General features: G+C 63.9%; 8 protein-coding genes and 4 tRNA genes. 1 reads left to right on the top strand and 11 read right to left on the bottom strand.

Annotation, left to right across the window (positions count from 1 at the left end; all coding sequences use genetic code 11):
* Positions 1-12 precede the first annotated feature (12 nt).
* From ACSFB7_RS13075 to tig, 8 genes are all read right to left on the bottom strand, one after another.
* Positions 13-651, bottom strand: a complete 639-nt coding sequence (locus ACSFB7_RS13075) for a DUF6806 family protein (RefSeq protein WP_435470674.1) — start codon at positions 649-651, stop codon at positions 13-15.
* Between the two features lie 20 nt (positions 652-671).
* Positions 672-763, bottom strand: a tRNA-Leu gene (locus ACSFB7_RS13080).
* A 98-nt stretch (positions 764-861) separates the two neighbouring features.
* A tRNA-Cys gene (locus ACSFB7_RS13085) sits at positions 862-935 on the bottom strand.
* A 62-nt stretch (positions 936-997) separates the two neighbouring features.
* Positions 998-1,073 (bottom strand) — tRNA-Gly (locus ACSFB7_RS13090).
* Between the two features lie 57 nt (positions 1,074-1,130).
* Entirely contained in the window at positions 1,131-3,572 is a 2,442-nt protein-coding gene (lon, locus tag ACSFB7_RS13095; protein ID WP_435470676.1) for an endopeptidase La, read from the bottom strand.
* Positions 3,573-3,582: 10 nt separating this feature from the next.
* Positions 3,583-4,851: an ATP-dependent Clp protease ATP-binding subunit ClpX gene (gene clpX / locus ACSFB7_RS13100; protein WP_435470678.1), complete on the bottom strand. Its 1,269-nt coding sequence runs from the start codon at positions 4,849-4,851 to the stop codon at positions 3,583-3,585.
* A gap of 128 nt (positions 4,852-4,979) precedes the next feature.
* The gene (gene clpP, locus ACSFB7_RS13105) at positions 4,980-5,588 is read right to left on the bottom strand and encodes an ATP-dependent Clp endopeptidase proteolytic subunit ClpP (RefSeq protein ID WP_435470680.1); all 609 of its coding nucleotides are present in this window, start codon (positions 5,586-5,588) and stop codon (positions 4,980-4,982) included.
* Between the two features lie 115 nt (positions 5,589-5,703).
* Entirely contained in the window at positions 5,704-7,023 is a 1,320-nt protein-coding gene (gene tig, locus ACSFB7_RS13110; protein ID WP_435470682.1) for a trigger factor, read from the bottom strand.
* A 266-nt stretch (positions 7,024-7,289) separates the two neighbouring features.
* On the opposite strand from tig, the gene ACSFB7_RS13115 reads away from it, so the two are divergent.
* Positions 7,290-8,285 (top strand): tetratricopeptide repeat protein, encoded by a 996-nt coding sequence (locus ACSFB7_RS13115; RefSeq protein ID WP_435470684.1) that lies wholly within the window; start codon positions 7,290-7,292, stop codon positions 8,283-8,285.
* A 93-nt stretch (positions 8,286-8,378) separates the two neighbouring features.
* Here ACSFB7_RS13115 and ACSFB7_RS13120 read toward each other — a convergent pair.
* From ACSFB7_RS13120 to ACSFB7_RS13130, 3 genes are all read right to left on the bottom strand, one after another.
* Positions 8,379-8,465: transfer RNA gene (locus ACSFB7_RS13120), tRNA-Leu, on the bottom strand.
* A gap of 104 nt (positions 8,466-8,569) precedes the next feature.
* Positions 8,570-11,752 carry an efflux RND transporter permease subunit gene (locus ACSFB7_RS13125; protein WP_435470686.1) on the bottom strand — a complete coding sequence of 1,061 codons (3,183 nt, stop codon included), beginning with the start codon at positions 11,750-11,752 and terminating at the stop codon, positions 8,570-8,572.
* Positions 11,749-12,939, bottom strand: coding sequence for an efflux RND transporter periplasmic adaptor subunit (locus ACSFB7_RS13130; RefSeq protein WP_435470688.1), 1,191 nt, complete (start codon positions 12,937-12,939; stop codon positions 11,749-11,751). Before ACSFB7_RS13130 ends, ACSFB7_RS13125 begins: the two co-directional genes overlap by 4 nt.
* Positions 12,940-12,968 lie beyond the last annotated feature (29 nt).

Raw genomic sequence — 12,968 nt, forward strand, 5'->3', positions numbered from 1 at the left:
TATCCGCTTCGGTTAGTGCAGGTGCCGTGGGCGGCGTCCGCCGCCGTGGCCGCCACCGCTGCCACCACCGGTACCGCCCGTGCCACGCGGACGCTTGCCGATTTCAAGGGAGTTCACGAGCGCATCGAAACGGTCGCTGAAGAGGCGGTCGATCTCGGACACCACGCCACCCAATTCGGCGCCGTCGAAATGGCGCTCCATGAGGTTGACGACGTCCTCGACCAGCAGGTCGCGCTGCACCTGCATGATCGCGGCCGGGTTGGGGCCGACGAACAGCATCAGGAAGTCGTCGCGCGATTCCTCGTCGGGGTCGCCCTCTTCCTCGTCGAAATCGGTGTCGTAGAAAGTGACTTCGATGGCAGCGCCACGGTCCGACAGTTCGTTCAGGCCCATGCACATCTCGTCGAGCGCCTGGCGGAAGTCTTCGTCGCCCGGCACTGTCCAGCAGATCTGCAGCGTGTGGTCCTTCTGCTCGAAGCGGATGCCCGGCTCTTCCTCGTAGGTGCTGGTGGCGCCATCGGCCAGCGACTTGGCACCGGCGTACTTCCACAGCGGCTTGAGCGCTTCCTGGATCTGGTCGAAGCTCACGTCCGGACGCAATGGCACGTCGCCGTGCACATGGATTTCAAATGGAGCGTTGTAGCGAGGCATCGAATGCTCCCTTGTAAGTTTGGTACCCGGAACGGGGGTCGAACCCGTATGCCCCGATTAAGGAAGCGGCGGATTTTAAGTCCGATGTGTCTACCAATTTCACCATCCGGGCGTCAGGTTGAACATCGACGATAACCCAAACAAAACAAGCCCCGGCAACGTTGGTTGGCGGGGCTTGTTTGTCGGATCGAATCGTGTCTAACGAGAAGGTGGAGGCGCGACCCGGAGTCGAACCGGGCTAGACGGATTTGCAATCCGTTGCATAACCGCTTTGCTATCGCGCCACGCAGAAACAAAAAACGAACTTGCGAAAAAAAGGGAAGCGATTGCTTCCCTTTTTCAAAACTGGAGCGGGAAAAGAGTCTCGAACTCTCGACCTCAACCTTGGCAAGGTTGCGCTCTACCAACTGAGCTATTCCCGCGTTTCGAGCCTCGAATTATATACCAGTTTTTCGAGGCTTGGCAAGTCACGCCATCAATCAATGTTTGACCGAACCTTCGGCGGCCGGGGCACCAGCACGCTGCTTGGCCAGCTCGGCCACGGCCGCAGCCGATGCGGCCACCTCTTCGTCGGACAACGGCTCGGGCATCTTCTCGAGCGCGATCTCCAGAACCTTGTCGATCCACTTGACGGGCACGATCTCGAGGCCGTTCTTCACGTTCTCGGGAATGTCCTGCAGGTCCTTGGCGTTCTCTTCCGGAATCAGCACGGTCTTGATGCCACCACGCAGTGCAGCCAACAGCTTTTCCTTCAGGCCGCCGATCGCGGTGACTTCGCCGCGCAGCGTGATTTCGCCGGTCATCGCAACGTCGCTGCGCACGGGGATGCCCGTGAGCGCCGACACGAAGGCCGTGGTCATTGCCGCGCCCGCGCTCGGGCCGTCCTTGGGGGTGGCGCCATCGGGCACATGGATGTGGATGTCGCGCTTCTCGAAGACCTCGTCCTTGATGCCCAGGCGGCGCGAGCGGCTGCGCACCACAGTGCGTGCAGCCTCGACCGATTCCTTCATCACGTCGCCGAGCGAACCCGTGCGGCTGATCACGCCCTTGCCAGGCATCGTGACCGCCTCAATCGTCAGCAGATCGCCGCCAACCTCGGTCCACGCCAAGCCAACGACCTGGCCGACCTGGTTCTGCTTCTCGGCGAGGCCAAAGCTGTACTTGCGCACGCCCAGGAACTCGTTGAGGTTCGCACCATTGACCGTCACCTTCGGCGTCATCTGCTTGAGCAGCAGGCCCTTGACCACCTTGCGGCAGATCTTGGACAGCTCGCGCTCGAGCGAACGCACGCCGGCTTCACGCGTGTAGTAGCGCACGATGTCGCGCACGGCTTCTTCGGTGACGAGGAGCTCCTCGTCCTTGACGCCGTTGTTCTTCAACTGCTTGGGCAGCAGGTACTTCAGCGCAATGTGCGTCTTCTCGTCCTCGGTGTAGCCCGAGAGGCGAATGACTTCCATGCGGTCCAGCAGCGCCGGCGGAATGTTCATCGAATTCGAGGTGGCGACGAACATGACGTCGCTCAGGTCGAAGTCGACTTCCACATAGTGGTCGCCGAAGGTGTGGTTCTGCTCGGGGTCGAGCACTTCGAGCAGCGCGCTCGACGGGTCGCCACGGAAGTCCGTGCCCAGCTTGTCGATTTCGTCGAGCAGGAACAGCGGATTGCGCGTGCCGATCTTGCTCAGGCCCTGCAACACCTTGCCCGGCAGCGCGCCGATGTAGGTGCGGCGATGGCCGCGAATCTCGGCTTCGTCGCGCATGCCGCCGAGCGCCATGCGGGTGTACTTGCGGCCGGTCGCCTTCGCGATCGACTGCCCCAGCGAGGTCTTGCCGACACCCGGTGGGCCCACAAGGCACAGGATGGGTGCCTTCACCTTGTCGACGCGTTGCTGCACCGCGAGATATTCAAGGATGCGGTCCTTGACCTTCTCGAGGCCGTAGTGGTCGGCATTGAGCACGGCTTCGGCATTGGCCAGGTCGTGCTTGATCTTGGTCTTCTTGCTCCACGGCAGGCCGATGAGCACGTCGATGTAGTTGCGCACCACGGTGGCTTCGGCCGACATGGGCGACATGAGCTTGAGCTTCTTGAGCTCGCCCTCGGCCTTCTTCAGGCCTTCCTTGGACATCTTGGCGAGCTTGATCTTCTTCTCGATCTCCTCGATGTCCGCGCCCTCTTCGCCTTCGCCGAGCTCCTTCTGGATGGCCTTGACCTGCTCGTTGAGATAAAAGTCGCGCTGGTTCTTTTCCATCTGGCGCTTCACGCGGCCACGGATCTTCTTGTCGACGTTCAGGATGTCGACTTCGCGTTCGAGCTGGCCGAACAGGTTTTCCAGACGCGCCTTGACGTCGTCCAGATCAAGCACGGCCTGCTTGTTGTCGAGCTTGAGCGGCAGATGCGCAGCGATCGTGTCGGCCAGGCGACCCGGATCGTCGATGCTCGAGATCGAAGTCAGGATCTCGGGCGGAATCTTCTTGTTCAATTTGACGTACTGGTCGAACTGCTGCATCACGGCGCGGCGCAGCGCTTCGACCTCGGTGCCCTTCTCGCCGCCTTCGGTCGCCGCGACGGGCGTCACGTTGGCCGTGAAATGGGTTTCGCCATCATCGATGCGGTTGACGCGGGCACGCTGCTGTCCTTCGACCAGCACCTTCACTGTGCCGTCGGGCAGCTTGAGCATCTGCAGGATGGTCGAGACGCAGCCGACCTCGAACATGTCCTCGACCGAGGGCTCGTCCTTGGCAGCGGCCTTCTGGGCCACCAGCATGATGCGGCGCTCGGCCTCCATGGCCAGTTCGAGCGCCTTGATGCTCTTGGGGCGTCCCACGAAGAGCGGGATCACCATGTGGGGAAACACCACGACGTCGCGCAGCGGCAGCAGCGGCAGGTCGAGGGCTTCGGGGGGCAATGGGGTATGACCAGACATGCGAAATCCTTTAGGCCTTTTTCGCTGCTTCGCGGTACACGAGCAACGGGGGCTTGTTTTCGTCGATGGTCGATTCCTCGACCACCACCTTGTCGACATTGGTCGCGTTCGGCAATTCGAACATGGTGTCGATCAGCGACTGTTCAAGGATCGAGCGCAGGCCGCGCGCACCGGTCTTGCGGGCCAGCGCCTTGCGTGCGATCGCCTTGAGCGCCGCCGGACGAATCTCCAGGTCCACGCCTTCCATCTGCAGCAGCTTGGTGAACTGCTTGACCACCGCGTTCTTCGGCTCGGTCAGGATCTGCACCAGCGCGTCTTCACTGAGCTCGGCCAGCGACGCCACGACGGGCATGCGGCCGACCAGTTCGGGGATCAGGCCGAACTTGATCAGGTCTTCGGGCTCGACCTCGCGGAACACCTCGGTGATGCTGCGCTGCGCCTTGCTCTTGACCTTGGCACCAAAGCCGATGCCCGAGGCCTCGGTGCGGTTCTCGATGACCTTCTCGAGGCCGGCAAACGCACCACCGCAGATGAACAGGATGTTGGTCGTGTCGATCTGCAGGAAGTCCTGGTTCGGGTGCTTGCGCCCGCCTTGCGGCGGCACGCTGGCCATGGTGCCTTCGATGAGCTTGAGCAACGCCTGCTGAACGCCCTCGCCCGACACGTCGCGGGTGATCGAGGGGTTGTCGGACTTGCGCGAGATCTTGTCGATTTCATCGATGTAGACGATGCCGCGCTGGGCACGTTCGACTTCGTAGTTGCAGCTTTGCAGCAGCTTCTGGATGATGTTTTCGACGTCTTCGCCCACATAGCCCGCTTCGGTCAGCGTGGTGGCATCGGCCATCACGAAGGGCACGTCGAGCATGCGCGCGAGCGTTTGCGCCAGCAGCGTCTTGCCCGAGCCCGTCGGGCCGATCAAGAGAATGTTGCTCTTGCTGAGTTCGACCTCATCGCCCTTGGTGTTCTTTTCCTTGTGGCGAAGGCGCTTGTAGTGGTTGTAGACCGCCACCGACAGCATGCGCTTGGCCGGCTCCTGGCCGATCACGTAGTTGTCGAGGTTGGTCTTGATCTCCAGCGGCGTGGGCAGGTCGCTGCGTGCTTCGCGCGCTTCTTCACCGGCCGGGAGTTCGTCGCGGATGATCTCGTTGCAAAGGTCGATGCACTCGTCGCAGATGAAGACCGAAGGGCCCGCGATCAGCTTCTTGACCTCATGCTGGCTCTTGCCGCAGAACGAGCAATAAAGCGTTTTTTCGCTGGAAGAGCCTTTTTTATCGGCCATGGACAGGTGCCTCGTTACAGGGTAGGGACAATGATAACTAAACAAAAACGGCGTTTCCCGTGTGGAAAACGCCGTTTTTTGCCTTTTGGCGCCATCGGCGCCAGGCGGCCTCAACCGCGTTGTACGCCTCAGCCGCGCTTGGCGACGACCTGGTCCACCAGACCGTAGTCCTTGGCTTCGTCGGCCGTCAGGAAGTAGTCGCGCTCGGTATCGGCCTTGACCTTTTCCAGCGGCTGGCCGGTGCGCTCGGCCAGGATGCGGTTCATCTGGTCCTTGGTGCGCAGGATGTCGCGCGCATGGATCTCGATGTCGGTGGCCTGGCCACGGGCGCCGCCCAGCACCTGGTGAATCATGATCTTCGAGTTGGGCAGCGAGAAACGCTTGCCCTTCTCGCCGGCCGCCAGCAGGAAGGCGCCCATGCTGGCTGCAAAGCCGAGGCACATGGTCGACACGTCGGGCTTGATGAACTGCATGGTGTCGTAGATCGCCATGCCGGCGCTCACGCTGCCACCCGGGGAGTTGATGTAGAACGAGATGTCCTTTTCCGGGTTCTCGCTTTCGAGGAACAGCAACTGCGCCACCACGAGGTTGGCGGTCTGGTCGTTGACCTCGCCCACCAGGAAAATGATGCGCTCCTTGAGCAGGCGCGAGTAGATGTCATAAGACCGCTCGCCGCGGCCCGATTGCTCGACGACCATCGGGATCATGCCGAGGCCTTGAATTTCGTTTGCGATCATGAATTAGCTCTCCGGGAAGATGAAATCGTTCGCTGTATTGAACTGTACGCCTGAGTGAAATGGGGCTCGTGCCGCAAAGCACAAGCCCCATTGGCGGTGCGGGCAGCGACGGAGATCAGCCCTGTTGCTGCTGCGCCATCAGTTCGTCGAACGACACCGACTTTTCATTGACCTTGGCCTTGCCGAGCACAAAGTCGGTCACGTTGTTTTCGATCACGACGGCTTCGACTTCAGCCAGGCGATTGTTGTCGCTGAAGTACCAACGCACCACGTCGGCCGGCTTTTCGTAGCTGGCAGCCAGCTCGTCGATGTGGGCCTTGATCTGCTCGGGCTTGGCCTGCAGGTTGTTCGAACGCACCAGCTCGGCGACCACGAGGCCCAGGCGCACGCGGCGCTCGGCTTGCGGACGGAACACTTCCTCGGGAATCGGTGCCTTGTCGGCGTCCTTGATGCCGCGCTGCTTGAGCTCGGCGCGGGCGCCTTCGATCATGCGGGCGACTTCCGATTGCACGCTGGCGTTCGGCAGGTCGAGTTCGGCGTTGGCAACCAGCGCGTCCATCACGGCGTTCTTGTTGCGGGCCAGCAGGCGGAACTTCACTTCGCGCTCGAGGTTGCGCTTGATGTCGGCGCGCAGGCCTTCGACGGTGGCTTCGGCAATGCCGAGCGACTTGGCGAGCTGTTCGTTGACTTCAGGCAGGTGCGAGGCCTCGATCTTCTTCACGGTAACCATGAAGTCGGCTTGCTTGCCGGCCACGTCCTTGCCGTGGTAGTCGGCCGGGAACGACAGCGGGAAGGTGCGGCTGTCGCCGGACTTCATGCCGCGCACTGCGTCTTCGAATTCCTTGAGCATCTGGCCTTCGCCGACGACGAACTGGAAGTCTTCGGCCTTGCCGCCCGGGAAGGGCTCGCCGTCGATCTTGCCTTCGAAGTCGACCGTGACGCGGTCGTCGTCTTGCGCCACGGCGTCTTGCGCGCGCTGGGCGAAGGTGCGGCGTTGCTTGCGCAGGATGTCGAGCGTCTTGTCGATCGCGTCGTCGCCCACTTCGGCCGAGACCTTCTCGACTTCAGCGCCGGCCAGGTCGTTGATCTTGACTTCGGGGAACACTTCGAAGACGGCGTCGAAGGCGAGCTGGCCTTCGGGCGACTCTTCCTTCTCGGTGATGCGGGGCTGGCCGGCCACGCGCAGCTTGGCTTCGTTGGCGGCTTGCGAGAAGGCTTCGCCGACCTTGTCGTTCATGACTTCGTAGTGCACCGAGTAGCCATAGCGCTGGGCCACGACATTCATGGGCACCTTGCCCGGACGAAAGCCGTCCATCTTGACGGTGCGCGCGAGCTTCTTGAGGCGCGAATCGACTTCGGACTGGATGGTGCCGACCGGCAAGGTCAGCGTGATCTTGCGTTCGAGCTTCTCGAGAGTTTCAACGTTCACGGTCATGGTGTCTTCCTTGTAAGGGGGCTGGTGCGCGGGGCCTGCATCTTTTTATCAATACAGATCAAGGACTTACACGCGCTAGCGGGATTTATGCGGAGGCACACACGTGCCGCGCGCAAAACTGGGCAACCCGCGATTCTAGTCGGCCGCGAACGCCCTCTTTCGCGGGTTCAAAGCGCGGCAGGCGGAGTTTGCGGATTGGACTGGATTCCAGGGCCGATTTCCCCCTTAAAGTGGCGGGCGATTCGCTACCGCCCCGAGGAAATTTCATGCTCCAGCGCCTGTTCGCCGCACTCACATTCGTGCTGGCCATTTCGTTCGCCGCGCCCTCGCCCGCGCTGGCCAAGACAGCCCCGAAGGAGCCGGGCATCCAGCAGATCTACGAGGCGGCAAACAACGGCCGGATGGCAGACGCCAACGCGATGATCGCCAAGGTGCTGAAGAACCATCCGAACAGCGCAAAGGCCCACTTCGTTCATGCGGAACTCCTGGCCATGGACAACAAGCTCGACGACGCGCGCGACGCGTTGGCCCTGGCCAAGGAAATCTCGCCGGGCCTCCCGTTCGCTAAGGCGGAATCCGTTGCCAAGCTCGAACGCAAGCTCGAAAAGCCGGTGGAACTCAAGCCCGACCCGGTGCCCGCACCGAGCCCGGTCGCCGCGCCGGCGCCTGCAACTTCGCCCGCGCCGACGGACTACTTTCCGCCCACCGGATCGATCCCCTGGGGACCGCTCGGCGTCGTGGCGCTGATCGTCGTCGCCTACGCCTTCTTCCGGCGGCGTTCGCGCGCCGTCACCTTCTCAATGCCGGCCACGGAAGCGCCCCGCTTCTCGCGCCCCACGAGCGACTCGTCCATGGGCTATGCCACGGCGAGCAGCGACGGCGGATTTCCGCCCTCGCCGCCGCCGAGCCAGGGGCCGAGCGTCGGTGGCGCGCTGGCAGCCGGTGCCGCCGCCGGCGTCGGTGCGGTGGTCGCGGGCGAGTTGCTGCGCCACTTGCTGAACGACCGGTCGGACGATCGCCGCGGCAGCACGGTCAACATCTTCAACGACCACGGCAGCCGCAGCCACAACGCCGATATCGGCCGCAGCCTCTGGCCCTCGTCCGATCCCGAGCCCGACCAGCAACCCGATCGCAGCTTCGTGGACAACGACTTCGGCATCAAGGACACGAGTTCGTGGGACGACTCCAGTAGCAGCAGTTCCGATAGCAGCAGCAGCAGTGACAGCGGAAGCAGCGACAGCAACAGCAACAGCGACTGGTAGACAGACGGACGGACGGACCGACAAAGAAAAAGCCCCGTTCCTTGCGAAACGGGGCTTCGTCACTGCTCGATAGAACGGGCTACTTAGCAGGGCTGGTGCGCGGGGCCGGACTCGAACCGGCACGTTCTTGCGAACGTCAGGACCTAAACCTGGTGCGTCTACCAATTTCGCCACCCGCGCGATGCCAATCTTTTTCAGGTGAATGCAAAAGCGGACGGCCTTCCGGCACCTCGGGAGTCCCTCGGGCCAAAGACCATCCGCTTGAAATCGGTCAGCTCGCGATTTTAAGCGTGAATTGGGGCCACTTCCGGCGCGCGGTCCACCGGATTCACCGGCTCCCGCTTCACGCGGAATGCAGCCGCATACATGGCCGGCAACGCCAGCAGCGTCAGCACGGTCGCGACGATCAGCCCGCCCATGATGGCCACGGCCATTGGCCCCCAGAACACGCTGCGCGACAGCGGGATCATCGCCAGCACGGCCGCGGCCGCCGTCAGCACGATGGGCCGCAGACGCCGCACCGCCGACTCGACGATCGCGTCCCAGGCCGGCACGCCGGCCCTGCGGTCGCTCTCGATCTGGTCGATCAGGATCACCGCATTGCGCTGGATCATGCCCATCAGCGCGATCACGCCCAGCAGCGCGACGAAGCCGAAAGGCCGGTCGAGCAGCAGCAAGGCCCCGGCCACGCCGGCAATGCCCATCGGCCCGGTGATGAACACCAGCAGCGAACGGCTGAAGCTGTGCAGTTGCAGCATCAGCAGCGTGAACACCAGGAACAGCATGATCGGCACACCCGCCACGATCGAGGCCGAGCCCTTGCTGCTTTCCTCGACCGCGCCCGCCACCTCGATGCGGTAGGCGCCCTGCCCGGCCGCATGCCAGCCCGCTTCGAGTTCGCGCAGCTTCGGCAGCAGCTGGGCCGTGACGGTTGCGCCCTGCAGGCCCTCGACCACGTCGCCCTGCACGGTGATGGCGTAGTCGCGGTTCTCGCGCCACATCACACCGGGCTCCCAGGTGAACACCGGCCGCGCGATCTGCGTCAGCGGGATCGAGCGGCCCGAGGTCGTCGGGATGTAGGCATTGCCGATGTCCGAAATCGCCTCGCGCTCGTCGGACGACTGCCGCAGCACGATGTCGATCAGCAGGTCGTTCTCGCGGTACTGGCCCACGGTCGTGCCGCTGAACATGGTGCGCGATGCCTGCGCGATCGCCTGGCTGGTCACGCCAAGCGCACGCGCCTTGGCCTGGTCGACCTGCAGGCGGATCACTTTGACCGACTCGTTCCAGTTGTCGTTCACGCCGCGCATGTTGGCGTTCTCGCGCAGCACGGCCTTGACCTCGTCGGCATGCCCGCGCAGTTCCGCCGGGTCGGTGCCGATCACGCGGAACTGCACCGGGTACGGCACCGGCGGCCCGTTGGGCAGCAGCTTGACGCGGCCGCGCACCTCGGGAAACTCCTTCGCCAGCAACGCAGGCAGCTTGATGCGCAAGGTCTCGCGCACCTTCAGGTCCTTGGCGAGCACGATCAGTTGCGAGACGTTCGTCTGCGGGAACACCTGGTCCAGCGGCAGGTAGAAGCGAGGGACGCCAGAACCGATCCAGGTGCTGACCGTGGTGACGCCGGCTTCCTGCATGAAGCGCTGCTCGACCCGCTTGGCCACCTCTTCGTTCGCCGCGAACGAGGTGCCTTCCGGGAACCAGATGTCGACCAGGATTTCCGGCCGGCTCGAATCGGGGAAGAACTGCTGCTGCACCTTGCCCATGCCGACGATGCCGAGCGCGAAGATCAGCACCGTGGCGCCAATCGTCATCCAGCGATGCGCCACGCACCAGTTCACCGCGCGGCGAAAGACGTTGTAGAACGGCGTGTCGAACAGCTCGTGCGGCGGCGCATCGGGGTCGTGCGGCTTCACCTTCAGCAGCAGCGTGCCCAGGTACGGCACGAAGTACACCGAGACGATCCACGACAGCACCAATGCGATCACCGTCACCGCAAAGATCGCAAAGGTGTATTCACCCGTCACCGACTTGGCAAGGCCGATGGGCAGGAAGCCCGCCGCAGTGATGAGCGTGCCCGTCAGCATCGGCTTGGCCGTCACGTCGTAGGCGAAGGTGGCGGCGCGAACCTTGTCGTAGCCCTCTTCCATCTTCCGCACCATCATCTCGACCGCGATGATCGCGTCGTCCACCAAGAGGCCGAGCGCGATGATGAGCGACCCCAGCGATATCTTGTGCAGCCCGATGCCGAAGTAGTTCATGGCCAGGAAGGTCACGGCCAGCACCAGCGGAATGGTGATCGCCACCACCAGCCCCGGCCGCACGTCGATGTACCAGCCGAAGCGCCCGCCCTTGTGCAGGCCGAGCGAGATGATGCTCACGGCCAGCACGATGGCCACGGCCTCGATCAGCACGCCGACGAACTCGTTGACCGAGCTGGCCACCGACACCGGCTGGTCCTGCACCTGCGCCAGCTTCACGCCGACCGGCAGGCGTTGCCCGATGGTGACGGTGGTTTCCTTCAGCGCCTTGCCGAGCGCGATGATGTCGCCGCCCTTGGCCATCGACACGCCGAGCGCGATCACTTCCTTGCCCTGGTGATGCACCTTGACGGCCGGCGGATCGACATAGCCGCGACGGATTTCCGCGATGTCGCCCAGCTTCAACTGGTTGCCCGAGCTGCCGCGTATCGGCATCTCGCGCAACTGGTCGACGCTGGTGAACTGGCCGCCCACGCGCACCTGCACCACGTCGAGCGGCGACTGGATCGTGCCGGCGCTTTCAATCGCGTTCTGCGAGCCGAGCTGGGCCAGCACCGCGTTGAAGTCGAGCCCCAACTGCGCCAGGCGCTTCTGCGAAATCTCGATGTAGACCTTCTCGTCCTGCACGCCGAACTGGTCGACCTTGGCCACGTCCTTCACGCGCAGCAACTGCTGGCGCACGTCGTCGGCCAATGTCTTGAGTTCGGCGTAGCTGAAGCCGTCGCTTTCCAGCGCGTAGATCACGCCATAGACATCGCCGAAATCGTCATTGAAGAATGGCCCCTGCACGCCGGCCGGCAGCGTGCTGCGCATGTCGCCGATCTTCTTGCGCACCGTGTACCAGACGTTGGCCACCTCGTTGGCCTTCGACGAATCCTTGATCTGGAAAATGATCTGCGATTCGCCGGGCTTCGAGTAGCTGCGGATCTTGTCGGCGTAGGGTGCCTCCTGCAGCGTGCGCTCGAGCTTGTCGGTGACCTGCTCGGCCACCTGTTGCGCCGTGGCGCCGGGCCAGTAGGTCCGCACGACCATCGCGCGGAAGGTGAAGGGCGGGTCTTCGTCCTGCCCGAGCTGGAAGTACGCGAAGGCACCCAGCACCATCAGCACCACCATCAGGTAGCGCGTGAGGGGCGCGTGGTCCAGCGCCCATTTGGAGAGATTGAAGCCGGCGGGCTTGTCGGTGGTGGTCGCAGCGCCTTCCGTCATTTGCCGGCACCCGCTGCGATCTCCTTCTTGGTTGCGGCAACGGCCTCGACGGCCTGCACGACATCCTTCGCATTGGCGGCAGCTGCAGCCGCCTCCTTGGACTGGTAGATCGTGACCTTCTGGCCCGGCGACAGCACGTGCACGCCCGCGGCCACGACCATCATGCCGGGCGTGAGCCCGCCACCGATCACCGCTTCATTGCCGTCGGCCGTCGCGACCTGCACCGGCTGCGAGCGCACCGTCATCGTCGACTTGTCGAGCACCCAGACCGCCGAGCCCTTGCCCTCCTGGCGCAGGGCGCTGGTCGGCAGCTTGATCACCGCGGTGTCGGTGCGCGCCAGCGCCTGGGGCCGGGCGTAGACCGTGGCGCCGAGTGCCGGCGAGGTGGCCGCGTCGATCGCGACCTTGACCGAATAGGTGCGCGTGACTGCATCGGCACTGGCGGCCACTTCACGCACCTGGCCCTGCAGCACGTCGCCGCCCGACCAGCCGCGCACCGCGACCGGCGAGCCGGGCTTGATCAGCGTGGCGCGGTCTTCAGGCACCGCGAACACCACGTCGCGCGCGCCGTCCTGCGCAATGCGAACGACCGGCGTGCCGGCCTGCACCACCTGGCCCGGTTCGGCCTCGATGGCGGTGATGACACCGGCCACATCGGCCACCAGCGTCGTGTAGTTGGCTTGGTTGCCTTGCGAGGCCAATTGGGCCTGCGCCTGTTCGAGCTGGGCCTGTGCGGCCTTCCAGGTGGATTCGCGGCGCTCCAGTTCGGCGCCGCTGATGAAGTTCTGCTGGCGCAGTTCGGTGTAGCGCTTGAGATCGGCAGCCGCAAGGTCGCGGTTGGTCAGCGCGGCGGCCTGCTGGGCGCGCGCGGCATCAGCGGCGAGCTTGTAGTCCTGCGGATCGAGCTGCGCCAGCACCTGGCCAGCCTGCACGCGCTGGCCCAGCTCGGCCTGTCGCCGGGTGATCTTGCCGGCCACGCGGAAGCCCAATCGCGATTCGACACGCGCTCGCACCTCGGCCGAGAACTCGGGCTGGGCGTCGAAGTCGCTGGTGCCCACGGTCACGAGCTTGACCGCTCGCACGGGCTCCTCGGCCGAAGGCTTCGGCGAACAGCCGGCCAGGAACAGGACGGGAAGCAGCAGCCATGCGGCGCTGCGGGCATGAGAGAAGGCGGCGGAGGCGGTCATGAGACACCCAAGAGAGGACGAACCAGGTC

The organism is Variovorax raffinosi (assembly GCF_051216615.1).
Classification (GTDB): domain Bacteria; phylum Pseudomonadota; class Gammaproteobacteria; order Burkholderiales; family Burkholderiaceae_C; genus Variovorax.